Origin of the sequence: Sphingobacterium yanglingense, from assembly GCF_004363245.1 — a bacterium.
Lineage (GTDB): Bacteria > Bacteroidota > Bacteroidia > Sphingobacteriales > Sphingobacteriaceae > Sphingobacterium > Sphingobacterium yanglingense.
Genome location: NZ_SNYV01000011.1, coordinates 1,388,513 through 1,412,430 on the forward strand (window position 1 = coordinate 1,388,513; position 23,918 = coordinate 1,412,430).

General features: G+C 40.1%; 22 protein-coding genes. 9 read left to right on the forward strand and 13 right to left on the reverse strand.

Annotation, left to right across the window (positions count from 1 at the left end):
- Window positions 1-3 precede the first annotated feature (3 nt).
- On the forward strand, window positions 4-492 hold the full coding sequence (locus tag CLV99_RS08100) for a hypothetical protein (RefSeq protein ID WP_133583970.1): 489 nt from the start codon (window positions 4-6) through the stop codon (window positions 490-492).
- Between the two features lie 75 nt (window positions 493-567).
- On the opposite strand, the gene pepF is transcribed toward CLV99_RS08100, so the two are convergent.
- From pepF to CLV99_RS08115, 3 genes are all read right to left on the reverse strand, one after another.
- Window positions 568-2,442 (reverse strand): oligoendopeptidase F, encoded by a 1,875-nt coding sequence (gene pepF / locus CLV99_RS08105; protein WP_133583971.1) that lies wholly within the window; start codon window positions 2,440-2,442, stop codon window positions 568-570.
- Window positions 2,443-2,530: 88 nt separating this feature from the next.
- The gene (locus CLV99_RS08110; protein ID WP_133583972.1) at window positions 2,531-2,764 is read right to left on the reverse strand and encodes a hypothetical protein; all 234 of its coding nucleotides are present in this window, start codon (window positions 2,762-2,764) and stop codon (window positions 2,531-2,533) included.
- Between the two features lie 103 nt (window positions 2,765-2,867).
- Window positions 2,868-3,944 (reverse strand): NAD(P)H-dependent flavin oxidoreductase, encoded by a 1,077-nt coding sequence (locus CLV99_RS08115; protein ID WP_133583973.1) that lies wholly within the window; start codon window positions 3,942-3,944, stop codon window positions 2,868-2,870.
- Between the two features lie 106 nt (window positions 3,945-4,050).
- On the opposite strand from CLV99_RS08115, the gene CLV99_RS08120 reads away from it, so the two are divergent.
- From CLV99_RS08120 to CLV99_RS08140, 5 genes are all read left to right on the forward strand, one after another.
- Window positions 4,051-4,626 carry a Crp/Fnr family transcriptional regulator gene (locus CLV99_RS08120; protein WP_133583974.1) on the forward strand — a complete coding sequence of 192 codons (576 nt, stop codon included), beginning with the start codon at window positions 4,051-4,053 and terminating at the stop codon, window positions 4,624-4,626.
- Window positions 4,627-4,689: 63 nt separating this feature from the next.
- Window positions 4,690-5,166 (forward strand): carboxymuconolactone decarboxylase family protein, encoded by a 477-nt coding sequence (locus CLV99_RS08125; protein ID WP_133583975.1) that lies wholly within the window; start codon window positions 4,690-4,692, stop codon window positions 5,164-5,166.
- 61 nt (window positions 5,167-5,227) lie between these two features.
- On the forward strand, window positions 5,228-6,475 hold the full coding sequence (locus CLV99_RS08130) for a putative DNA modification/repair radical SAM protein (RefSeq protein ID WP_133583976.1): 1,248 nt from the start codon (window positions 5,228-5,230) through the stop codon (window positions 6,473-6,475).
- A 1-nt stretch (window position 6,476) separates the two neighbouring features.
- Window positions 6,477-7,247 carry a TIGR03915 family putative DNA repair protein gene (locus CLV99_RS08135; protein ID WP_133583977.1) on the forward strand — a complete coding sequence of 257 codons (771 nt, stop codon included), beginning with the start codon at window positions 6,477-6,479 and terminating at the stop codon, window positions 7,245-7,247.
- An 81-nt stretch (window positions 7,248-7,328) separates the two neighbouring features.
- Window positions 7,329-8,318, forward strand: coding sequence for a diaminopimelate dehydrogenase (locus CLV99_RS08140; RefSeq protein ID WP_133583978.1), 990 nt, complete (start codon window positions 7,329-7,331; stop codon window positions 8,316-8,318).
- Window positions 8,319-8,398: 80 nt separating this feature from the next.
- Here CLV99_RS08140 and CLV99_RS08145 read toward each other — a convergent pair whose 3' ends face one another.
- Window positions 8,399-9,187, reverse strand: coding sequence for a DUF3575 domain-containing protein (locus CLV99_RS08145; protein ID WP_162850060.1), 789 nt, complete (start codon window positions 9,185-9,187; stop codon window positions 8,399-8,401).
- A gap of 345 nt (window positions 9,188-9,532) precedes the next feature.
- Here CLV99_RS08145 and CLV99_RS08150 point away from each other — a divergent pair, with 345 nt between their 5' ends.
- On the forward strand, window positions 9,533-9,976 hold the full coding sequence (locus CLV99_RS08150; RefSeq protein ID WP_133583980.1) for a KTSC domain-containing protein: 444 nt from the start codon (window positions 9,533-9,535) through the stop codon (window positions 9,974-9,976).
- Window positions 9,977-10,063: 87 nt separating this feature from the next.
- Here the strand turns inward: CLV99_RS08150 and CLV99_RS08155 are convergent, their stop codons facing one another.
- Window positions 10,064-11,932 (reverse strand): endonuclease MutS2, encoded by a 1,869-nt coding sequence (locus CLV99_RS08155; protein ID WP_133583981.1) that lies wholly within the window; start codon window positions 11,930-11,932, stop codon window positions 10,064-10,066.
- A 479-nt stretch (window positions 11,933-12,411) separates the two neighbouring features.
- Between CLV99_RS08155 and CLV99_RS08160 the strand changes: the two genes are divergently transcribed.
- Together CLV99_RS08160 and CLV99_RS08165 are read left to right on the forward strand one after the other, a co-directional pair.
- Entirely contained in the window at window positions 12,412-13,245 is an 834-nt protein-coding gene (locus CLV99_RS08160; protein WP_133583982.1) for a sulfite exporter TauE/SafE family protein, read from the forward strand.
- Between the two features lie 22 nt (window positions 13,246-13,267).
- Window positions 13,268-13,669: a DUF1634 domain-containing protein gene (locus tag CLV99_RS08165; RefSeq protein WP_133583983.1), complete on the forward strand. Its 402-nt coding sequence runs from the start codon at window positions 13,268-13,270 to the stop codon at window positions 13,667-13,669.
- 217 nt (window positions 13,670-13,886) lie between these two features.
- On the opposite strand, the gene CLV99_RS08170 is transcribed toward CLV99_RS08165, so the two are convergent.
- The 8 genes from CLV99_RS08170 to CLV99_RS08205 form a co-directional block, all read right to left on the reverse strand.
- Window positions 13,887-15,014, reverse strand: coding sequence for a TlpA disulfide reductase family protein (locus CLV99_RS08170; protein WP_133583984.1), 1,128 nt, complete (start codon window positions 15,012-15,014; stop codon window positions 13,887-13,889).
- A 36-nt stretch (window positions 15,015-15,050) separates the two neighbouring features.
- Entirely contained in the window at window positions 15,051-16,595 is a 1,545-nt protein-coding gene (locus CLV99_RS08175; protein ID WP_133583985.1) for a RagB/SusD family nutrient uptake outer membrane protein, read from the reverse strand.
- Window positions 16,596-16,615: 20 nt separating this feature from the next.
- Window positions 16,616-20,221: a SusC/RagA family TonB-linked outer membrane protein gene (locus tag CLV99_RS08180; protein ID WP_162850061.1), complete on the reverse strand. Its 3,606-nt coding sequence runs from the start codon at window positions 20,219-20,221 to the stop codon at window positions 16,616-16,618.
- A gap of 227 nt (window positions 20,222-20,448) precedes the next feature.
- Window positions 20,449-21,618 carry a FecR family protein gene (locus CLV99_RS08185; RefSeq protein WP_133583987.1) on the reverse strand — a complete coding sequence of 390 codons (1,170 nt, stop codon included), beginning with the start codon at window positions 21,616-21,618 and terminating at the stop codon, window positions 20,449-20,451.
- A gap of 87 nt (window positions 21,619-21,705) precedes the next feature.
- Window positions 21,706-22,266: a sigma-70 family RNA polymerase sigma factor gene (locus CLV99_RS08190; RefSeq protein ID WP_133583988.1), complete on the reverse strand. Its 561-nt coding sequence runs from the start codon at window positions 22,264-22,266 to the stop codon at window positions 21,706-21,708.
- A gap of 129 nt (window positions 22,267-22,395) precedes the next feature.
- Complete coding sequence (locus CLV99_RS08195) at window positions 22,396-22,713, reverse strand: DMT family transporter (RefSeq protein ID WP_133583989.1); 318 nt, start codon at window positions 22,711-22,713, stop codon at window positions 22,396-22,398.
- Window positions 22,714-22,788: 75 nt separating this feature from the next.
- A complete protein-coding gene (locus CLV99_RS08200; RefSeq protein ID WP_133583990.1) occupies window positions 22,789-23,349 on the reverse strand; it encodes a Crp/Fnr family transcriptional regulator in 561 nt (186 codons plus the stop codon).
- Window positions 23,350-23,451: 102 nt separating this feature from the next.
- The gene (locus tag CLV99_RS08205) at window positions 23,452-23,916 is read right to left on the reverse strand and encodes a GNAT family N-acetyltransferase (protein ID WP_133583991.1); all 465 of its coding nucleotides are present in this window, start codon (window positions 23,914-23,916) and stop codon (window positions 23,452-23,454) included.
- Window positions 23,917-23,918 lie beyond the last annotated feature (2 nt).

A 23,918-nucleotide genomic window follows, 5' to 3' on the forward strand; every position in this document is an offset into this window, starting at 1 on the left:
CTTATGAACTTCGAGATTAAAGAAATCGCTACACTAGAAAAGGTAATTTTAACAGATACAGTTCCTGTTCAAAATTTCCCAAAATCGTTGGATTTCCCTTTTTCAGATTGGTACAGGAGTATAGTAACGTCGATTAAAACCATGGTTATTGCAGGAGATAGTATACTATACAATGCTCAAGAAGCAGTTAATGAGTCTAAAGAGTTTAATACCACGACACTCTGGTGCTTCGCTGGTAGTGGAACTGGAGACCGATGGTTATTTGATGAAGATGAAATGGTATTCTATTATGACCATGATTTCGATGAAGGTTTTATTCCCCTTTACATTACGCTGAAGCAATGGTTACAAATGTCTTTTCTCTTCCGCCAACTAGAAGATTATATAGATAGTGGACAAAAAACAACACCTACCCTAATCACGAGCTTCAAAAACACACTAAAGAAAATACATCCTGATTTGGAAAAGAACTATCCCTACCTGATCAGCTAAACTATGTAAGAAACTTATAAAACACAAAAGCCGTATTTATTTGATACGGCCTTTGTTGTTTAAGGAGAATAACCTTTATTTACCCAATCTAGTCAAAATCGTTTCCATCTCAGCCATTACCTTATTGATTTTAGCAATGGTTAGATCGAACGGCTCAGAGGTGTTCATATCTACTCCGGCATCTACCAAAAGATCTACTGGATATTTGGTACTACCGGATGAAAGGAAGTTAAGATATTTTTTACGATCCTCATCTGTACCACGTAATACTTTTTCTGAAAGTGCTGTTGACGCAGTGAAAGAGGTTGCGTACTGATATACGTAAAAGTTATAGTAGAAATGTGGAATATAAGACCATTCTGATTTTACATTATCATCGACGATACAAACATTCTTATCATGTCCATAGTAACGGCGGGTTAATTCCAAATACATCTTATCAAAGTCTTCACCTGTTAAAGCTTCCCCTTTGGCAACACGATCATGAATCATAGATTCAAACTCTGCAAATTGGGTCTGACGGAATAAAGTTCCTTTGGCTCCTTCAAGATAATTTCCTAAAATAGCCAACCTTACTTTGTCGTCTTTGATCTGCTTTAACATATAATCATTCAACAGTTCTTCATTCAACGTAGAAGCCACTTCGGCAACGAAAATAGAATAATCAGCGTTGGCAAAATGTTGCTTCTTATTGGTCAGATAACTATGCATGGTATGCCCCAACTCGTGGGTCAATGTAGACATATCATTATACTTGCCATTATAGTTCATCAGGATATAAGGGTGCACATCATAGGCCGACCCATTAGAATATGCTCCAGAACGCTTACCTTCATTAGGATACATATCAATCCAACGCTCACTGAAGGCTTTATTCGAAACATCGACATAGTCTTTCCCTAGAGGTTTCAAGGATTTTAAAATATTATCCACAGCCTCGTCTACCGTATAAGCCAAATCTACCTGCTCCACTAAAGGTGCATATAGGTCATAGTAGTGCAGTGTATCAATCCCCATCATACGCTTACGAAGATTGAGGTAACGGTGAAAAGTATTCAGGTTTCCATTCACATTCTTCACGAGATTATGATAAACCGCAGTCGGAATATTACCATCATCTAGGGCGCGCTCCAAGGTACTGTTATAGTTTCGTGCCTTGGTTGCAAACAGTCCTGCATTGATATTACCGTACAGTTGTGCACCAAAAGTACGTTGAAACTCATTCAACTTATTAAAATACGCATCAAATACTTTGCTACGGATAGCTCTATCATCGCTGGCTCTATATAATGCAAAATTAGCGGAATTAAGTGTTATCGTTTTCCCATTCAGCTCAATTTCTGGATACGGAAATTCTGCATTAGAGAACGTGCTGAAAATATTGGCTGCATTGCCTGACATCAATGACGAGTAAGCCATTATCTTTTCAACTTCTTCGGAACCACGATGCGCGCGCTTACGCAGTAGATCCATAAGATAAAACTTGTACGTTGCCAATCCTTTCTCTGCTGCGAAAAAAGTATTTAATTTGCTTTCTTCTAAAGTCAACAACTCTGGCTCCATATAAGATACCAAGGCGCCATACTCCGCAAAAAGTTGCTGTAACTCTTGCTTCATTCCTGCATATTTAGTCACGCGGGTATCCTGATCGGATTTCATCGATGCATATGAGGACAATCGGACCATTTCTTTGGCCAATCCGCTGTTCAGCTCCAAAGCCTCCAAAAGCGTAGCTGCGGACTGAATGAGCTTTCCCTTATACGAGGCTGCTTGTTTCATTTGTTGCTGCACGCGCTCCTTCTCTACTTTCCAGCTTTCATCTGTGGAATATAGATCGGTCAGATTCCATTTATATTTTGCGGGGACTTCATCGCGAACTTTCATCTGGCTAACGGCTATTGAAGTTGAAAATAACATCACAGCGGTCATTAATTGTGTTTTTTTACGCATAATTTATGATTATATAAAATGCTCCTAATTTACGAAAAATCTATTCGACTTTATTAAATCAGATGAGCGGGGCTGTACTGATTGCTTTTTACAGGTTTCTATCTTCACCGGCTAACGAAAACTTTATCGCCTTTTGCGGATACTCTTCAACACTCTTACCGCTGGTATTACTTACTATTTTTTTTATACTCACTTTGTCTCCCAACTTAAAACTTGATTCGGTGAGCTTGTAATCTAATAAGTAAGGACCGCAATAATAGTTTCCTTTTTCATCCCGTTCAACTATTCCTTGATATAGTCCTCTCTTTGTTTCTCTAGCCATATTCTATCTTGTTAGATTGCAAAGATAGGGAGATTAAAAATATTTTTCTGCTATTATAACATGCACTTAATACGTACATGATTTTGAATCGCTTAAGAAACGTTTAGATGCTGTATTTCCTATAGTGTTCGACATCAGCCAACAACTGCTTCAGTATATCTGCTGTTGATCGCTCACTAAACTGAGGCAATGACTGTCCCGTCCATAGATTCAAAAAATCTACGTTTTCATTACGTTTTGCTACAGCACGAAGCACTCCCGTAATTTTATTTTGATAGGGATAGGGAAGAATGTAACCACTATTGTCTATCGCTTCTGTAAACGTATTTTTTATCCCCCTTGCATATCTACCGGAGAAACTCTTCGTAAGAATAACATCTTCTTCTCTAGCACTGATCAATCGTTGTTTCTCAAAATATTTCAGGGAGCTTTCAGCAGCAGCACATAATAAGCTTCCGATCTGAAAACCTTTTGCTCCCAAAACCTGAGCAGCTAATACTGTCCTCCCGTTGGATATTCCTCCAGCATAGATCAAAGGTACATCTACCGTATCATACACCTGTGATAATAGCGAAAATCCTCCAATCTGTGGAATCTCCTCATCAACAAAACTGCCTCTATGCCCTCCGGCTTCGATCCCCTGCACACAAATAAGATCAATACCAGACTTTTCTAAAATCATGGCCTCCCGCACGCTAGTACATGTACCAATCAATATACATCCCACAGCTTTGAGACGTGCAATGCTGGTTTCATCTAAGTTTCCAAAAGTGAAACTGACAATCTTGCAGTTCTCTTCAATAATAACGTCAACTAGGCTATGATATTCATTGATCTTGAATGCGGATAGTTCGGGGATAACAACATCAATACTATGCTGAGCTGCAAAAGTCTCTAAAAATGCTTTGACCTCTCCATACTTTTTTACTAATTCGGGGGTAACTTCTGGTATGTGATGCACAAATAGATTAACCGCAAAAGGCTTATCGGTGAGCTTCTTCGTCGCCCGAATCGCCTGTACCGCTGCATCTTCATCGATATCAGCCAGCGCCAATGAACCCAAACAACCTGCTTGTGTTGCTGCCACTGCCATATCAACGGTAGAAACCCCAAACATCGGTGCTTGTATTAACGGATATTGTATTCCTAGTAAATGTGTAAATTCCTCATCCCAATGCATATGTGAAAAATTACTTGTCGCCCGCTAGAGGTGTTCCTACAAAAATAACACTATTTCGCTCAAGCTTTCTTCCTTCCCAAAAAACATTTTTAACGTATCTTGCATAATGGCAAAAGATTTATTCCAACATATCAATCAATTTGTAAAAGTCGAAGAAGAGGAATTTATAGAGATGATTCCCTATTTTGAGCAGGAAGTCTTCCATAAAAAAGACCTTGTGATGCATCTAGGTGAACACCATCCTAAAGAATATTTTGTCGTAACAGGTTGTCTTCATATGTACTTTGTAGATCCACAGGGAATAGAACATACGGTTCAATTTGGTTTGCCAAAGTGGTGGATAGCAGACTACCTTGCCTTACAAAAAAAACAACCTACCGAATTTTATATACAAGCAGTAGAAAACACGCAATTATACAGCATCACCACAACAAAAAGAGAAAAACTACTAGCCACTTTTCCAAAAATGGAGTCTTACTTCCGAACGGTATATCAGATAGCTTACGGTGCCTATCAAACTCGCATGAAATACATCTTAAGCTACAGTAAGGAAGATATATATCTTCAGTTCAAAGATGCCTTCCCAGACTTCGTAAACAGTGTTCCGCAATATCTCATCGCGAGTTACCTCGGACTTTCGGCCGAGTATGTCAGTAAATTAAGACGTAAAATCACTTCTTGAACCTGTTCAAGTTTTTAAACGTGTCATCACTGTACCTTTGGTATATCAAAAAAATAATAGATCATGGCACAACGATTAAACTACAGTTCTTTCATTCCTGCAACCTATGGCAAACTAATAGAACTAGATACCCTAGCAGGCAATTCATCATTAGACAATCTTCTTATACATTTGGTGCGTTTGCGGGCATCCCAGATAAATGGGTGCTTATTCTGTGTTGACATCCATGCTAAACAAGCTGTCCGCGATGGTGAAAATCGTCTTCGTTTATTACATCTCACAGACTGGCAAGAGTCTGACCTATTTTCAGTAAAAGAGAAAGCGGCCCTGTTATGGACAGAAGCTCTGACGCGCCTTAGCCCAGAAAGCACAAACGATAACCTATACCAATCTGTAAAAGCACATTTCTCTGATGCAGAGATGGCTCAATTGACGATGATTATTACTCTTATCAATGCGTTGAATCGCTTTGGGGTAGGATTCCGTGCGCAACCTGGCACATTGGATAAAGTATTGGGATTGGATAGCATAACGCTATAAAAGAAAATTAAAGATAAAATAATACATCAAAAATACTAATATTATTAGTATTTTTGATGTTATGGAAAGACTCGAAGAAAAACTAAAAATTCTTGCTGATGCCGCAAAATATGATGTGAGCTGCAGTTCATCGGGATCCAAAAGGAAAAATACAGGGGGGATAGGTGATGCCTCCCATTCAGGGATTTGTCACACCTACACAGAAGATGGGCGATGTGTATCCCTTCTAAAGATACTTTTGACCAATCATTGTATCTATGACTGCGCTTTCTGTGTCAGTAGACGTTCAAACGATATTCAACGGGCAGCCTTTACTGTCGAAGAAGTTGTACAACTAACAATGAACTTCTATCGACGCAATTACATTGAAGGGCTGTTCTTGAGTTCCGGTATATTCAAAAATGCTGACTACACTATGGAAAGGCTACTCCGTATTGCCAAAAAGCTTCGCACCGAAGAGCGCTATAATGGATATATACATCTCAAGACTATCCCCGGAGCAAGCGAAGAACTCATACAACAAGCTGGACTATATGTAGACAGGATGAGTATTAATTTGGAGCTCCCTACGGACGAAGGTTTAAAACTCGTAGCCCCAGAAAAAGACCACGATTCAGTTAGAAAACCATTGGCTTTTGTCAACGACAAATTAAAACAATATAAAGACGAGAAAAAGAGTCTCAAACATATCCCTTCTTTTGTTCCTGCAGGACAAAGCACGCAGATGGTAATTGGTGCGACTCCTGAAAATGACTACCAAATTATGCAAGTAGCCGATGATTTCTATACCAACTATAACTTAAAAAGAGTGTACTACTCTGGATATATACCGATTGCGAATACAGATAGTCTACTCCCACAAATAGGGACGAAACCTCCCCTTGTTCGAGAAAACAGATTATACCAGACCGATTGGTTAATGCGGTTCTACGGATTTAAGATTCACGAGATTTTAAATCCTGAATTTCAAAACCTTGACCTCGAGATAGATCCTAAATTAAGCTGGGCACTACGTCACCCCCAGTTATTCCCAATCGATATAAACACAGCAGACTACTGGACTATCATACGTATCCCTGGGGTAGGAAGACAATCAGCAATGAAAATAATCCAAGCACGAAAATTTGGAAAACTACGCGAGTATCAGTTAAAGAAAATGGGCATAGCCTACAATCGCGCCCGGCACTTTATGATATGTGCAGACTCCCTGATTACTTTGGGCGATATAAAGATGGAACATGTGCGCAGGCATATTCTACAGGGCACGCCCCGCAACCAGCCTTCAGTAACACAACTATCTTTATTTTAGTATGATCTATAGTTACGACGGCAGCTACCAAGGGCTTCTTACAGCCGTATTCACCGCTTTTGAATACAAGGAGTATAATGTAAAACTAGCCTTAGATTCTGATTTACAAGGCGCATTGTTTGATCAAATCAAGCAGATCAGCTCCGATCCTGCAAAATCAAACCGTGTATATCAGGGATTGTATAAAATACTTTCTCAAAACAAGGCTATGGACTTTTGGCGGGCTTTTCTTTCCGAAGACCCCGAAATACGGCAGACCATCTTCGAATTGATAATACATAGTTTTAAAGACGATATTTCCATCCTTCAAAATTATGGTGACGACAGGGTATTAAGATTCCATCAGGCACTACGAAAAGTCAATCGAGAACGTCATCGCATGAAAGCTTTTGTCAGATTCCAAAAAGATGCCACTGGGATGTACGTCTCCATCGTAGAACCGGACTTTAATGTCTTACCCTTAATCATTTCCTTTTTCAAAAACCGATACGCCGATCAACCGTGGTTAATATATGACAACAAACGCCAATACGGTATACTTTATGACCTGCACACAGTAACCGAAGTGACAATAACCAAAGAACAGTCAAAGGCATTACAACAGCCCGGACAGCATATTGAAGTAGATGCGACGGATAGCCTATACACAAAATTATGGCAAAGCTATTTCAAAAGCACAAACATCGAAGCTCGAAAAAATCTAAAACTACACCTACAGCATGTCCCCAAAAGGTATTGGAAATACCTACCGGAAAAATTAGATAAAGATTAAAGCAACGGAAGTCTGCACCGACCCTTCTTTTTTTGTAGATTCGCTACTTCAAACTTAAACACTAATTTTTCAATTCTTAACATGAACAATAAAGCTAAAGATATTCTGAGAATAGGTATTGTGGGGTATGGCAATCTCGGAAAAGGCGTAGAAAAAGCAATTAAGCAAAATCCCGATATGGAGCTTGTCGCTGTATTTACAAGAAGACCTCCTGCAACACTCAGTTGCGAAGGGCCAGCGGTCGCCATGGACTACATAACAGACTATCAAGACAAAATAGATGTAATGATACTCTGCGGTGGTTCCTCTACAGACCTTCCCGAACAGGTATTGGAAGTTTCTAAATTGTTTAATACTGTTGATAGCTTTGATACACATGCTAAAATCCCGGAATACTTTGACAAAGTAAACGATTGTACCAAAGCATCTAATACGTTGAGCCTTATCTCTACGGGATGGGATCCGGGGCTATTTTCCTTAGCGAGACTAATAGGACAAAGCGTACTCCCCGAAGGTGAGGATTATACCTTCTGGGGCAAAGGGTTGAGTCAAGGGCATTCGGATGCTGTAAGAAGAGTAGCCGGTGTCAAAAATGGCGTACAATATACCATACCTATTGATAGTGCGTTGGAAAAGGTCCGTTCGGGAGAAAACCCGATCCTGTCAACCGCAGAAAAACACAAACGTGTATGTTATCTAGTTGCAGAAGAAGGGGCAGATAAAGAAGCTATTGAAAAAACGATAAAAACAATGCCCAATTACTTCGCCGATTACGACACGACAGTGCATTTTATCAGTGAAGAAGAGCTGGTACAAAACCACAATACAATGCCACATGGAGGAATCGTATTCCGTTCTGGCGTATCCGGCAGCGGAGCCAAGCAACGTATTGAATTTAGTTTGACACTGGAAAGCAATCCTGAATTCACAGCCAGTGTATTGGTAGCATGTGCTCGTGCAGTAGGCAAAATGGCTAAACAAGGACAGACCGGTGCCCGTACCGTATTGGATATACCTCTGTCTTATCTATCTCCAAAATCTGAGGAAGAACTACGCCGTACATTACTATAGATGTAGTATACTCCCCTAATATTATTATTAAGAAAATCGAGACCTATAAGCTTAGTCTCGATTTTCTTAAATTAAGGCTGTTAAAACCGATACCCGACTGATAGTCCCGAACGAATACCTGCCCATGGACTATTCGACACCTTCACATCGACACCTTCTCCATGCACCTCATACTTCATTTTAACAGATACCGGCAAATCGGATAAAGCATCCTTGATGTCATCCAATTCTTTGCGTATTTGTTCTTGCTCATCTGCTGTAAGCTTCTTCTGTCCACCCAGACTACCTTTTGCAAACCCATATCCCGGACCGATCAACCGCCAATCCAAATTCAAATTATCCGTTAAGCGAAAGTTAAACCCTATCGAAAATCCTGCGGTATAAGCATTCAAACTACCCTTGACAGGTATAGAACCACTTTCCTTAAACGTCTGCCCACCAGCAGTCAACTCAAGGTCATAGTTCAATGGCGCTCTCAGCGAATAGTTTGTATACTTAAGATAAGGAGCAACATAGAATCCACGAAATGGCCCACGCTTAGAAGTATAAAACCGAGCTTCTGGAGTAATAGAAAAATTACCGCTCTTGAAGCCATCCAAAAACTCATTCAAGTCATCGTTATCAACGATATCCCGTACCGTAGACAAAAAAGGCAACCCCTTGCTGGGTCTAAAACTGACAGCTCCCCCTACAGTAATTCGATCCTTGATCATACGTTCGTACTCAAACGCAAATTTTCCACTGATTAATGGAAGCACATTCAATTTGACCATGTTTTTAGGTTCCGAATCGGTCTGCTGACCGAACACTGAAGCCCCAGAAAACAGTATAAAAATACTGCTAATAAAAAGTAAAGATTTCAATTTCATATTATTGCTATTTGGTTGCGCCAAATATAAGTAATACAAAAGCATACACACATACCTATAGTTGGGTATTTATAAAGAAATAATAGGAGACCTAAAGAGTACTTCCGCAAAACGACGTTTAAGGGAATAAGACAAAATAATGGGATTTTAACTGCAAATCGTCATATTGACAATCCCCCTCCTGTTGTACAAAACCTTTTGCTTCAAAACTAGAGATCAAAGGACTTTCTGTATACTCATTAATCCAGATCCCCTTAACCTCCAACCTAATCCCGACAACTATACTTTCTTGTATTTTTTACAAATCACCTGATTTACTACATGAGAATCATTACCTTTGCCCCCATGAAAAAAATAGCAGATTACAGAAGACTATTGGACGTGGATAGCAAAGTTGACCTTAGCACATTGAAGGCCCGCTACCGACAAATCATGAAGGAATGTCATCCGGATCGATTTGCCAATGATCAAGAAGGCCTGGCTGCGGCAGAAGAGAAAAGTAAAGAAATGATAGAAGCATACCATTTTTTGGTAAGTATATGTCCAGAAACCTTGAGCAATCAGCTTCCTATATATCAAGACACAATAACAAATTCAGCAATAGTGGACTTTGAATGGGAAAGTCAGGTATTGACGATTACATTTCTAAACGGTAGCAAGTACGAATATTTCAGTGTGCCGAAAAACGAGTATATTAAATTTGTTAATGCAGATTCGCCAGCTCGTTTTGCAAAACGTCACATATACCCCAAATACACGTACAGAAATATACTAAAGACCACTGCTTAACATCATAAGCTCCATTATTTCAGCTTTTAACAGACTGAAATAATGGGGCTAAATAAATGGTAAATAGCTGTCTAACGTCCCTTACCTCTAATCAGAGGCTAATTCAAGACGATTCAACTTGATATTGCTCTGCAGCTCACCAAAAGCAACTTTTCCTAAGCTACCCTGCATTTGCATTAAGACACCTACAATTTGTTGTCCTTTTACACGCACCCTATCTCCTTTCTTTAATGGCCGTATCACTGGAGTTTCCAAAATATTCTCTATAATCATGGCATCAGTCAAATCTTCTTCGGTAATATCGACTTCAAGCATTTCAACACTATCCTGAACCTCCTCAGTAACCGTGCTTACCGGTGAGTCCGCCAACACGAGATCTACATCACCTACCCTATCTGAAGCTTTTAATAGTATATCTTCGGGCAAACCTATACGCCGTGCTACTTCAAAAGCAAAAGAGCTTCCAGCAGTGCCGATAGACAACCTATACAACGGACGCATACCAACCACGTCGTACAACATCGCTGCATTTCGGACACCTTCTGCTTGATAGGCATAGCGTTTCAAATTCTGAAAGTGCGTGGTAATCAATCCAAAACTTCTTTTCGAATTAAACCGTTCCAATAATGTTTCAGCTATGGCACCACCTACCTGTGGTTCGGTACCTCCTCCAAACTCATCGATAAGGATTAAGCTTCGATCATCATGATATGACAAAATATTACGCATATGAGTGAGGTGAGACGTGTAAGTACTCAAACTGTTTTCCAAACTTTGCCCATCCCCAATATCCAAAAATAAACGGTCGAAAACACCTCCTTCGGCATTCTTACCAACAGGAATCAAAACACCACATTGAAGCATGTATTGTAATAAAGCCGTAGTTTTTAGACAGAGTGATTTACCTCCAGCATTTACCCCCGAAATAATCAAGATGCGATGTTCTTCCGTAAGATAAATTCCCAAAGACTCGGCTCTCTTGTTTTCTTGCCGTAACTTCATATCCAGTAAAGGATGTATAGCCTGATGCCAATAAACGTGTGGTCTATTTTTCATCAATGGCATCGTGCCATCTATACGTATAGCAAAAAGAGCCTTTGCACGGATAAAGTCAATAGTTCCCATAAAAGCGTAAGCTTGCAGTAATGCAGTCAACTCCTCCCGCACCAAATTGGTAAAAACCATTAATAAACGAGCAATCTCCCGCCGTTCGTCATTTTCCAATTCGCGAAGCCTGTAACTAGCCTCTACAACAGCTTCGGGCTCTATAAAAAAAGTCTTCCCACTACCGGAACTATCCCGCACTACACCTTTAATCTTACGTTTATTAGATGCAGTGACTGGGATCAAGAAGTGCCCACCTCGCATATCAATAGGCACATCTTTAGTCACAACCCCCTGACTATGTGCACTTCGAAGTGCTGCCTGCATACTTCTCGCAACATCTTTTTCCGCTTCTATTTTACGCTTGCGGATAGAAGCAAGCTCACGGGAAGCATTATCCCTAATATGGCCAGATTTATCAAGAAGTCTGCTCCCCTCCTCAAGAATAACAGGAAAAACGGCAATTCTCTCTGCTAATTTTTTAAGCTCAGGATAAACACCACTTGTGGTCAGTAAAACAAAAAAGTCGACAATAGATGTTATCGTTTCTAAAGAATTCACTAAATCTCCCACCTCTTCGGCCGATAGCCAGGTAGACAAGTCACGCTCTACGCCAAGCAGTGTATGACGCATATCCAAAAAGTAAGTTGTCGGAAAATCAGCCTTAGAATGAATGATTTCCACAAATTCTTGGGTTTGTATAAGATTTGTTATTACTGTTTCATAATCTGAAGAAAATGACATAGCAAAAACCAATTCTTCACCCAGAGGGCTCAAACATTTGGCTACTATATGTTCACGGATTACGTCAAAATTCAACTTCTGTTCAAAGTTTTCCGGATAAATATTCATCTCAAATTCTAGTATAAAATAGCCTATTCTACAACATAAGTGCTGTAGATCGACAGTAAAAAAAATAAATTATAAAAAATTGAGTGGGCCCATATCGAATCGGAGGTCCGATACCTTATCTCTCGACAAGAGATAGCAGTATAGCCTCGACACCCCTAGGTGTGGCGTGTAAAATTGCGATATGGTAATTATGCGGAAAGAAACGACATAACAGACATTACTTAAAAATCAAATGCAAAGGTAACCTATTTTTCTAAACTCGGCAAGTACCAAAATTGATTAAAGTAAGCTTGCTGCTCCTCATCTCCAAAAAGAAAGGATAGTCCATCTTATCGAACTCATCTGCATTAGACATGTAACAATTGTATTTATTCCTCTTCCTTTGTTTTAAAAACAATAAAATCCCACTAAGTTTACCCCGACTTTAGGACCACTTAGTTTTATTGCACAAAGCAATCGAATCCCATAAAACGATAAATATGACAATACTTACTTTTACACTGATTTTATTTCTCGGAACCTTCATTGCTGGATTACTGGGCTCACTCACAGGGTTGGGCGGAGGCGTTGTTGTTATACCGCTTCTTACTCTACTATTTCATGTTGACATTCGCTATGCCATAGGTGCTGCCTTACTGGCTTCCATCGCCACATCCTCTGGCGCAGCCACAGCTTATGTAAAAGAAGGAATTACCAATATCAGATTGGGAATGTTTTTAGAGATAGCGACAACAATAGGTGCTGTAATAGGCGCATTAATAGCCATATACATGCCGACCAACACCATCGCAATAATTTTTGGTGTAGTGCTTATCTTTTCTGCAATCATGACATTGCGCAAGAAAAATGAACACGCCCTAGAGGGCGGATCTCCCCTGGCCGAAAAACTAAAACTCAATAGTACCTACCCTGTAGATGGTCAAAAAGTTCCCTACAAACTTACGAACATTGTTGGAGGCTTTTCTCTTATGGGAGTAGCCGGGGTACTATCAGGACTCTTGGGTATAGGTTCTGGATCGCTAAAGGTATTGGCAATGGATGGCTTAATGAAAATCCCTTTTAAGGTAAGTACTACTACAAGTAATTTCATGATTGGCGTAACAGCTGCAGCTTCAGCGGTAGTGTATCTGCAGCGAGGTTATATGGATCCAGGTATTGCTTTTCCCGTCATTCTAGGCGTTCTTTGTGGCGCTATCACGGGTTCGAAACTTTTGAAAAAAATGAACCCCAAAACACTACGTTTAATATTTGCTATAGCCATCACCCTGGTTGCATTGCAAATGATTTATAATGGCCTTCAAAACAAGTTCTAAACAACCTAAAAACCAAGCACCTATGAAACATGTATTCTCAAAAAACTACTGGAATGATAAAGACATATCCCTCTTAGTAGGGCAAATTCTCCGTATTGGAGTTCTACTAGCCTCCATCACCCTAATAATAGGCGGTATGCTCTACTTAACGGTACACGGCAAAGACCCTATCCCCAATTATACCGAATTTATTGGAGAGACAAATGCAAACACCACTATATCGGGGATAATATCGGGTGTCATGCAAATCAATGTGCCACAGATTATACAACTTGGCGTTCTATTTCTCATCTGTACGCCTATAGTTCGTGTGATTGGATCACTTGTAGGATTCATTATTGAAAAAGACACCATGTACATTATCATCACCCTGATTGTACTAGCAGTAATAGTAGGAAGTATAATTAGTGGTCTAAAAGGGTAAAGCCGACTAAAATGTTAATATAATTTCACCAAAATAAAATATTACAAAATTAAATACCATGTAACAAGCATGAAACAAAACAAACATTAACAATATCTTAACACTTCAAAACAGATTTCTGTCTTATATTTGTGTATTCATAATTTAGGTTAATAATTGGTTAGTTAAGAACGCCTGTAGCTCCCCGCTACAGGCGTTTTCTTTTTGTAAAAGTTCCCTAAGGCAAAAGCTCTGCAAGCTTATTATCCAAATCATCACCGTGAAGATTAAATGCGACAATTCGCCCATCAGGTCCTATAAGATAGTTTTGAGGAATCCCACGTACACCATACAGCGTAGCCGCAGCATTCTTCCATCCCAACAGATCGCTCACATGATTCCAAGGTAATTGATCTTCCTCTATCGCCTTGATCCAATTCGCTTTCTTACCTGGACTATCCAAGGAAACTCCCAGTATCGTAAAATTGCGCGACTTGTATTTATGATAAGCAGCTACCACCCGAGGATTTTCTGCCCGGCAAGGTCCACACCAAGAAGCCCAAAAGTCCAAAAGCACATACTGTCCTCTGAAATCAGAAAGCTTAACGACCTTATCATGGATATCATACTGAACAAAATCAGGCGCCATCACTCCCACCGCCGTAGTTTTAGCAACAGCAATACGCTGCGCGAAAACCTTTCCCTCAGGAGAGTTTCGCAAATCCGCAGGGAGTGCTTCAAAAAAACGAGACACTAAGGGTACGTCCATTTCTAAACCAGCCACCTCCTGGAGAGCTACTAAACTAAAGTAAGAATTAGGATGCGTCTTGATATACTCCCATTGAATGCCATACTTTTTCTCCCGAATAGGCTCAGTCAACGTGGTCAACTCGTTAATAAAATCTTCGTCATCACGCAGTTCCATAGGGGCATCGTACCAACGTTGCTCAATAGCACGGATAGCATTTACAGGCTTTTCTATTAGCTTAGAATAGGCAACAAACTCTGTAGACAACTGAGGTCCTATCAATGTAGCATTTCGGATAGAATCATCTGCGTTCAAACGTACATTGCCCTTATCCAAATAAAGAATATAGGTATCCCCCATTCCACTTCCAAAATCAGGTCTTTGCGGAGCTACAGTGAGCGATATCCGTGTCGGACCGTTCAATATACCTGAAAAGGTAAATTTGCCTTGACGAATATCCGAGCTATCACGTACATTTTCTCCATCAAGACGATAAGACAAATACACTTTATCTCCCGGAGTCGACTTCTTAATAGCTCCTTCAATTTTATATTTTTCATTTTGTGCAAACAGCAGCGTTGGCACACACAATAGCACACTTATAATAGTTTTTATCATCGGATTAAATTATTATCATTTATATAGTTATTAGTCCTAAAATGAAGCGGGTAAATAAGGATCATTATTAGGTTGCAAACCCCATTGTGGGTTGAAGGAAATAATCGAATTACTGATCTGTAAGGTATAGTATTTACTCTTCACATCCGCAGCATAAGACTTTCCATCAATGACATGTTCGATACGCGTCTTGCACCACGGCTTTCCACTATCCAAAGCCAGACGCTTTATATCCAATACACGCTGGAACGAAGCCATTGGGAGTTCCCTACGACGTTCTTTTAAAATCTCATACAACAAGGCATCTTTATCTAATGAACTACCCCCCGCCAAATCAGTGGTATTTCCGCTATACCTATATTTACGCAACAAATTAAGGTCTTGTAAAGCGAGTCCTAACCTACCATTTCGGGCATTGGCTTCCGAACGCATCAATAAGAGTTCTGGGTAAGTCAATCCTGCATTGCTGATCATCTTACTATCCTTCATATAATACCGCTGTATCCCGTCGTTGTAACGCACACCACCCACAGTAGTCGAATAGCCCAATTTCTTCAGGGCAAACAACTTATAGCGCTTATCACTATTCGTATCAAAAAGACTCAAAAACTCATCAGAAGGATAACTATTCGTACCTACAGGTCCCGTTCTAAAGAGAAGAAATTCGCGATTATTGGTCTGAAAATGCAAATTATCAGGCCCTTGTAGATCTAACACCGTCTCCACGTCCGTACCTGGAGTTGGTGTCGCATTGTCATCTGGTCTATAAAAGAAGTCATTGTAATTATAGATAAGATTATCGGCATTTCCCTTCGCGCTTAACGCCTTCGTCCAGGCTAGATCTGCATGTTCCGACATCTTTACCCAATCCCGCTTATACATATACAGTTGTGCCAAAAGTGCATGTACCGTAGTAATACTCGCACGTGATGGGTTAGCAACATGAAGAGGGGCATCTAGAGCCTCCAATAGATCTCGTTCTACTAAATCCATTATTTCACCCGTAGTCGATAATCCAGGATGCGGTTCATTTGGAGAGCTCGCTTTGCGATAAGGTAATACTCGGGTATCATTACTCCCACTTGGATCAAACATAGGACCATAAGCCAAGCCACCCACCATATAACTCCACGCTCGACCTGCCTTCGCTTGGGCGATAAGCATTTTACCTAAATCCGAATCCTGAGCATTCAATTTCGTAACCTCATCAATCACAACATTAAAAATGCCCGCAGCTTTATAGATTGCATTGTCCCAGGTAGGAGCTGATTTATTCGGATCAAAGTAAGGATAGTAAAATTTATATGCAGCTAAACGCTCTACATTAGGATTCGTGTTCAAAAACAGATATTTGGCCTGATTATCACTAATCCTTAAATTATCTCCTAAGTGAGCATAAAAACTACCTCTGTTATTATCAACAAAAAACAGTTCAACTGTATTATTACTGTTCAATAAATTCTCCAGATCTTCGACCTTAGTAGGTATAAGTTGACCTACAGGTTTCACATCCAAAAATTTCGTACAACTACTATTAATCAAAAGACCCGTCAATAGAATCGTTAATATATTTCTTCTCATGTCTAATAATATCTTAATTGTTAGAAACCGATTTTTAAACCAATGAAAAACTCTCTTGGCACAGGCAGAGAACTAAAGGATTGTTCCTTTTCGTAGGTGGCACCTCCAGAAATATTCTGCTCGGCAGTCTCCGGATCGATATCCACTCCCTTAGCGGTCACATAAAACAAATTACGTCCCTGCACATATACCTGCGCATTGGGGATATGCAATGATTTCGTGTACCGGCTCAAATCATATGTCAGAGTCACATCGCGTAGTTTGGCATAACTTGCATTCCCGATAAGACGGTCTATAAAAGGAAAATAAAACATATCCATATTCCAACTTTGTAATACAGGATAAATCGTATTATTGGTAGAAGATTCAGGATTCCAACGTTGCCCTACTGTCCTAGTTTGGATATTCGAACCCGCAAACCCATCCTTACGATATTTATGGCCAAGTTTAGCAATCATCATAAATGAAAGATTCAGATCTTTATAAGTAAAATTATTAGTCAATGCCATATCCCATTTAGGTCTTAGCGTTCCTTGATATACCATATCCGGAATTTTTGCCCCACCGATAAGAATGATCTGACCATCTTTGTTATAAACCTGGGTCTGTCCAATATCGTTCAATCCAGCAAATTTATATCCCCACAAAGACGTTGCAGGATACCCCTCTACAAGTACTCCGGCACCAGCAGTCAAATGTATTGGAGATGTACGGTTCACACGATAGTAATTCACCTTATTAATATTCAAAGAGACATTCGGTGACACCATCCACCGAAAATCAGTTCCCTCTACAACCCGTACATTCAAGCCAAGCTCAATACCATGATTACGCATCGCCCCCACATTTCGGACCAAAGAACCATATCCAAAAGTTGGGTCAATAGCATCGCCAGTCAACAGATCTGTACTCTCCTTGTTATAATAATCGAAAGAGCCTTCCACTCGGTTTTTGAATAAACCAAAGTCTATCCCGATATTCGCAATAGTCGTCTTTTCCCAACGAAGCTGATCATTAGGAGGGGAAGCTACATTATAAGCAATACCGCCTGTAGTTGGTGAATAACTTCCTGCCCGTAAAATCATTGATGGACCATTATTCAAAGAAATATTACCATTTATCCCATAAGACCCACGCACAAATAACTTATTCACAAGTTCGCTATCCCAGAACTTTTCATTACTCAACTTATATGTCCCTCCCAACGACCACATCGGTTTATAACGATACTTCTTGCTTGTACCAAAGAAGTTGGTCATATCCATACGGATACTACCGCTAAGGATAAAACGATTATCATACTCGTATGACGAATTACCATACCAGGAGACAAAACGAGTATCCCTGTACTTAAACTCACCATTCGTCATACCCGGAAAAGTTGCTTCAAACAACATGTCCGAATCATAGAGTCCTCCCAGATAGTCTTTAATATTCACAGGGATAAAACTTCCAGCGATAGGATTATATCCAAATCGTGACGCTAGCTCATTATTATCAAAAGTTAACTTTCTAACCTCATTTCCAAATAGAGCATGAATACGATGCTTCCCTTCCCCCAAAATGGTATTATAGTTCAATTGCGACCTCAACGTCCAAGACTCGTTAAGATTCCTATTCTCGTTAATCACGCCCCCCTCTGGCAAATAATGTAAGGCAGGATTAGACCGAGAAGTCGCATCATTATAAGCGATACGGATATCATAAGCATCGCCTGATTGAAAACCCTGTGTCAAGGTATTACCTTTTTCCCAGTTTCCACCGATTTCTGCAGTAAGACCAGCCAGCAACTGAGCTCGTAAAAATCCAGTAATACGAGACGAGAACGACTTGCCGGTATAACGGCTTTTATCAAAATCCTCTATCGGGTTATAATCCCAGCGTTTCATACCTGGTGTATTCCGATACGTTTCCTCTTTATATTGGCTCAATCCCCAGACTGGAGCAGGATTTCCTGCTTCATCCCATAAATTGGTATACGGCTGTAGCATAGTTTGCAGAGACCAACTTGTCAGCGCTGAAAAATCATAACCGACAGGATTGGTACCCCATTGATTCGTCACCAACATACTACTCGACTCCGAGTTATTAACCACAAAATTAGCAGACGCTCCGGCCGTCAGGAATGAAAAAGGTTTCCATTCGTTCTTCAGATCAAAAGTCAACCGCTTACTATGATTGTTGATTATATTCTGTTGGGATGCCAAATAGTTAACAGCAATATTATAAGTATATTCCTCACTACCTCCACCAATACCTATATTATGTTGATGGTTAGTCTCTGGACGAAAGAAGGCTTGTTCAATCTGTTTCAGTCCATCTACTTTTTTCAGTGATTCAATTTCTCTATTCGCTTCCTCTTCTGTGATTTTCCCCTCACGTACCTGCATCAATAAATAGGTCACACGGCTCATATTGTAAGAGTCCATAGGAGATGCGGCATCTGGATCAAGATTAAACAATTCAATCTCCGCATCGATGTAATCTGCCGAAGACGCTTTGTTCAAGCGTCGGAGATTAGGACGTTGCACAGCATTAAAGAAACCCGAATAATGTAACCTCGGCTTACCCGAAAGCCCATTCTTCGTTGTCACTACAATAACACCATTTGCCGCTCTAGAGCCATAAATCGAAGCTGCGACACCGTCCTTCAAAACAGTAACACTACTGATATTCATCGGATTCAAATCCTCAAGACGTCCTTCGATAGGATAGCCATCAACGACAAGAAGCGGAGTCATCTGTGCCGTAAAAGTAGAAACCCCTCTAATCTCCACATTCCCGGTACGGTCTATAACCAATCCCGAAATCTGTCCTTCCAACGCATTCTTAATGCCCGTGGCCAGCTTTCGTTCCAATTGTTCACCACTGACATAACCAAAAGCTCCCGTCATCCGTTCCTTAGAAACAGTTTGGTACCCCGTATTAATCTGCACAGTAGCTTCTTCTAGCGTAGACTCTTGAGGAGACAAGACAATCGTCTCCATATTAGCCATAGCACGCAATGTGCGGGATTGATACCCTACATACGTCACCAACAAAGACACCTCCGAAGATCCTACAGTCAAAGCAAATACTCCATTCCCATCTGTAACTGCGCCTGCACGCTGTCCTTGGACAGAAATAGTAACACCAGCCAACGGCCGTCCATTTTCGTCTACCACCTTTCCTGTAATACGTTGCTGCAGATCAGAGGCCTCATCGGCCTTCATTCCTACTACATCGGTCTTTGTTTTTGCAACCTGACGGTTCAGGCTAATCAATTTCCCATTTACAGTGTAAGTCAATGGCTGCCCTGCAAATAGTACAGGTAGCACTTCTAGTATATCCTTCTCCTTAACCTCAAAATCTACAGGTTTAGCATCCTTAAAATCCTGATCGCTATAGATAAACGAATACCCACTTTGTTTTCTAAGTTCCGTCAATACTGACTTTAAATTGCCCTTTTTGACAGAAAGAGAAACACGCTGAGCTAATAAACTTGCCGAAGCCTGAAGAGAAAAGGCAAATGTCAAAAAGATAATTAACTTCATAATAACACCAATACCTGTCGGTTTACATGTGACAAATCGAGCAATACATCGCCACAGCAATGTCCGCACCTTGTCAAGGTTTCTAAGATTCATAAATTTAAATTTCCCCTGCAAAAGCAATCCTAGTGAATCCACATCATAAAATCCTACAATACACATCAAATTAGCTATTTATGTTCACGAGGATATTGATTACTTTTGTCAGGTTAGGTTAGTAAAAAAATTCTTTCAACATAATTTTTGATATTCCCTGACACTCGGTCGTAGGTGTTGGTAGCATCTACGGCCTCTCTCATGACAAAGAATAGTAGTTCTAGTACCTAATTCTTAATCATAAACCTCCTTCCATTTTGCTCAAATTTAATATTCAATTGCCCCTCGATGCCCTTCAAAAGCACATCGATAGGAAGCTTGTTCGATACCTCCCCAGACATCGTTTCTATCGGTAGATTGGTCTTTCCAGTAACAAACTCAACATCATACCATCGCTCTATTTGTTTAAGAACCTCTTGTATATTTTGTTTCTCCAATACAATAACACCATCTTTCCACGCAGTATACTCTTCCACATTAACCCCGGTTTTAACACGGACACGACCATTCTTTGTCAAGGCCTGCATGCCAGGTTTCAGCTGAAACTGTTCGTCCATGTCTCTCACTCCCACCTGTACACTACCCCTTACCAATGTGGTTGTCGTGGCTTCGTCGTTTTCATAAGCCGATACATTGAACGCTGTACCCAAAACCTCAATATCCTGACCTTTGCTTTTCACAATAAAAGGCCTATCCACCATATGCTGTACATCAAAAAATCCCTCACCCTTCAGATGGACAACACGTGCAGTACCCGTAAAAGTAACAGGATATGTCAACTCTGACTCTGAATTCAACCAAACTTTACTTCCATCCGGCAATATCAACTGATACTGACCTGCCCGCGGCACACTAAGAGTCGCAAAGGTCACCTCCTGAGAAAGAGAAGACACAGCAGCGCCACTCGCATAACGGATCCCCTTATCATCAATACGAATTCCTTTTTCATCCGCATCCAACACCATCTTATCGCCGTTGGAAAGAGTCAGAAGAGCTTTGTTCCCTCCTGGTACTATGCCATCTGCTATAACCGCATCTTCAACAGTATTCCCAACTTTAGTCTTTAGTAGAAAGTAGCCCCCAACGGTCAAAACCAAAAAGACCGCAGCTGCTGCATAGCGCATAAAAAGTCTATTTGACCAAAATCTATTCCTCACCTCTTCCTTAATCAAGTTATGTTCTCGCGCCTTGCCCATAAAAGTATCCCAACTTCCTTTGCAATCCAACTTCTCGTATACAGTTAGGGCATCGGCAGTTTCTTCAACTAAATGTTTAAGCTCCTTAAACTGCATTGACTCTGCAGGTGAAAATTGACCCTCTAATTGAGAATCTGAATTCAGTTGCTCAAGAAACTTATCCCAATCGGGCTCTTCGGGGGAAAACTTTTTTGACTCCATCGTAACTGTAAGTCGCAAAAAAACACAAAAGATGTGACAGCTCTTTGAATAAAAAGCACAAAAGACTGATTTACAATATGATTATTTTTAAATATATGTCAATAAAGCAAGTAAAAGTAGCCCAGATGCGGACTTCCTTAATGAACTATAGGCCCTACTTAGTTGGGTTCGGACCGTGTTTATACTTACACCTTGCGCATGAGCGATTTGGAGATAGCTCATTTTATCTAAAGCATGGAGTTTTAATATTGTTCTCTGTCCCTCAGGAAGTTCTTCCAAAAGTTCAAAAATCCGTTGCAGGCGGTCGTAATAAGAAGATTCTTCCTCCTGTTCTCTTGAAGGGTTATAAGCAGGTTCCACATTAGAAAACACTTCCGCTTTTCGTTCTTTCACCTGCAGCCTTCGACAATAGTCAATTCCTAGATTCCGGACAGCACGCATCCCATAATGCTTAAACTCCTCAGGACGTCCCATCCCCTGTTTCCGACGCTCCCAATAATTAATAAAGAAATCCTGAACCAGATCTTTAGCTACATCGACATCGTGCACAACACGCAATGCCTGAACACAGAACACAGCGTAGTACATTCTAAAAAGAGAACCAATCTCTTCTTCGTCTACCACTTGCTCTGAATAATCGTTGCCCATTATATTTGATTTCTATACAGCTAAATAAAGAAATCTTTAATTAAAAACCAATTCTTTAGGACATCCGGAAAAATCAAAAAACGCCATGCTTCCCCTTTTTAACACCTTAGGAGAAAGCATGGAAAAAATCTAAAACACTTTCAACCCAACAATTCCGGCTACAATTAATACAGCAGAAAGCAATCGAAAAATACTAGCAGAATCTCCAAAAAATGTGATTCCGACCAATAATGTACCTACGGCTCCTAATCCTGTCCATACCGCATATGCAGTACCTATCGGAATAGTTTTTTGAGCGTAAAACAACAATGCCCCACTAATCCCCATAGATACAATAGCTAAGAGTACCCAACCGGCTTTACTTCCTTCACCATTTTGAGCCATTTTTAAACCTAGGGGCCAACCAATCTCAAAAATACCGGCAGCAATCAACGCGATCCAATTCATTTTCAAACAGTTAAATTATAAAGCACAAAAATAGAGTCCAAAAAGGCAACATTTTTTGATGTATATCAAAATCAACTAATATCTCCGGATTCGACTCAAGGTCTCCTGAGTAATGCCTAGGTAAGAAGCAATATGTCCAAGGTTAACACGACTTAGCAGTCTAGGTTGCAAGCGAATCAACGACTGATATCGTTCAGTAGCAGATTCGGTATGGAGTGAGATACTACGCTCTTCTAAAATTACACAAACCTCTTCCGCTATCTTACGTCCTATTAGGTTGAGTTCGGGATACAACCGATACAGCTCATTCAAATCCTCTACAGAAATAGCATATACCTCCGAATCCTCTAAAAACTGTATATTCTCAAAGGAAGGCCGATTCGTGTATATAGGTAGTATAGAGCCAAAAATCTGATTTTCTTCACCAAACCAAGTATTCACCTCTTTATTATCTCGATAAAAGTAAGCGCGAATCAAGCCTTTTTCCAAAACAAAATAACTTGACAACACCTGTCCTGATTTCAGAAAATGATCATGCTTCTTCTTAAAAAGACACTTGGTTCTATCCTCAATAGCTTTCTCAGCTTCTGAACTGAGAAAACCATACCTTTTAAACTGTTGAATAATGGGATTCATTCAAATAGTAAAACATTATCTAACCTTTAAAAGTAATCATAGATTAGGAAATAAAAAAACTACGTCTAAACAAACGTAGTTTTAAATATATATAATGATGTATTACAAAACCATACGCATCGACATACTGAACGGTAGAAGCCCTTCTCGTTCATAAAGAGCCATCGCAGATCTATTGCTTGTCAACACAGTGAGTTCAAAATAATCAACCTGATTGAATCTTCCCCAATCTTTAACTTGCTGAAGAAGTGATTTCCCAATGCCCTTACCTTGCATATCTTCCGCTACGACAATATCCATTAGATACACAGATTTCAAAGGCTTCAAACAATTGTAAGGATCGGTAGACTGTAGTTGGGCCACAGCCATTCCAAGCACAACTCCCTGTTCTTCGTAAACGAAACCAATAAAATTATCTTCACCTGCAATGACTTTCTTTATAAAAGCTTCATCCTGTCTAGCAGCATTCATATAATTAGGTTCATAAACCGCCATCTGCTTGAACAACGAAAGATAAAGTGCATCTAGCGTCGGGAGATCAGTCAATTCTGCTTTTCTTATATTCATAT

Bases quoted from the DNA above. Each gene is read 5' to 3' on its own strand.
- CLV99_RS08205 (WP_133583991.1), bottom strand. From the start codon at position 23,916: ATGAATATAAGAAAAGCAGAATTGACTGATCTCCCGACGCTAGATGCA.
- CLV99_RS08125 (WP_133583975.1), top strand. From the start codon at position 4,690: ATGGCACAACGATTAAACTACAGTTCTTTCATTCCTGCAACCTATGGC.
- CLV99_RS08185 (WP_133583987.1), bottom strand. From the start codon at position 21,618: ATGGAGTCAAAAAAGTTTTCCCCCGAAGAGCCCGATTGGGATAAGTTT.
- CLV99_RS08145 (WP_162850060.1), bottom strand. From the start codon at position 9,187: ATGAAATTGAAATCTTTACTTTTTATTAGCAGTATTTTTATACTGTTT.
- CLV99_RS08130 (WP_133583976.1), top strand. From the start codon at position 5,228: ATGGAAAGACTCGAAGAAAAACTAAAAATTCTTGCTGATGCCGCAAAA.
- CLV99_RS08100 (WP_133583970.1), top strand. From the start codon at position 4: ATGAACTTCGAGATTAAAGAAATCGCTACACTAGAAAAGGTAATTTTA.
- CLV99_RS08120 (WP_133583974.1), top strand. From the start codon at position 4,051: ATGGCAAAAGATTTATTCCAACATATCAATCAATTTGTAAAAGTCGAA.
- CLV99_RS08155 (WP_133583981.1), bottom strand. From the start codon at position 11,932: ATGAATATTTATCCGGAAAACTTTGAACAGAAGTTGAATTTTGACGTA.
- CLV99_RS08180 (WP_162850061.1), bottom strand. From the start codon at position 20,221: ATGAATCTTAGAAACCTTGACAAGGTGCGGACATTGCTGTGGCGATGT.
- pepF (WP_133583971.1), bottom strand. From the start codon at position 2,442: ATGCGTAAAAAAACACAATTAATGACCGCTGTGATGTTATTTTCAACT.
- CLV99_RS08135 (WP_133583977.1), top strand. From the start codon at position 6,477: ATGATCTATAGTTACGACGGCAGCTACCAAGGGCTTCTTACAGCCGTA.
- CLV99_RS08175 (WP_133583985.1), bottom strand. From the start codon at position 16,595: ATGAGAAGAAATATATTAACGATTCTATTGACGGGTCTTTTGATTAAT.
- CLV99_RS08190 (WP_133583988.1), bottom strand. From the start codon at position 22,266: ATGGGCAACGATTATTCAGAGCAAGTGGTAGACGAAGAAGAGATTGGT.
- CLV99_RS08170 (WP_133583984.1), bottom strand. From the start codon at position 15,014: ATGATAAAAACTATTATAAGTGTGCTATTGTGTGTGCCAACGCTGCTG.
- CLV99_RS08150 (WP_133583980.1), top strand. From the start codon at position 9,533: ATGAAAAAAATAGCAGATTACAGAAGACTATTGGACGTGGATAGCAAA.
- CLV99_RS08115 (WP_133583973.1), bottom strand. From the start codon at position 3,944: ATGCATTGGGATGAGGAATTTACACATTTACTAGGAATACAATATCCG.
- CLV99_RS08140 (WP_133583978.1), top strand. From the start codon at position 7,329: ATGAACAATAAAGCTAAAGATATTCTGAGAATAGGTATTGTGGGGTAT.
- CLV99_RS08110 (WP_133583972.1), bottom strand. From the start codon at position 2,764: ATGGCTAGAGAAACAAAGAGAGGACTATATCAAGGAATAGTTGAACGG.
- CLV99_RS08200 (WP_133583990.1), bottom strand. From the start codon at position 23,349: ATGAATCCCATTATTCAACAGTTTAAAAGGTATGGTTTTCTCAGTTCA.
- CLV99_RS08160 (WP_133583982.1), top strand. From the start codon at position 12,412: ATGACAATACTTACTTTTACACTGATTTTATTTCTCGGAACCTTCATT.
- CLV99_RS08195 (WP_133583989.1), bottom strand. From the start codon at position 22,713: ATGAATTGGATCGCGTTGATTGCTGCCGGTATTTTTGAGATTGGTTGG.
- CLV99_RS08165 (WP_133583983.1), top strand. From the start codon at position 13,268: ATGAAACATGTATTCTCAAAAAACTACTGGAATGATAAAGACATATCC.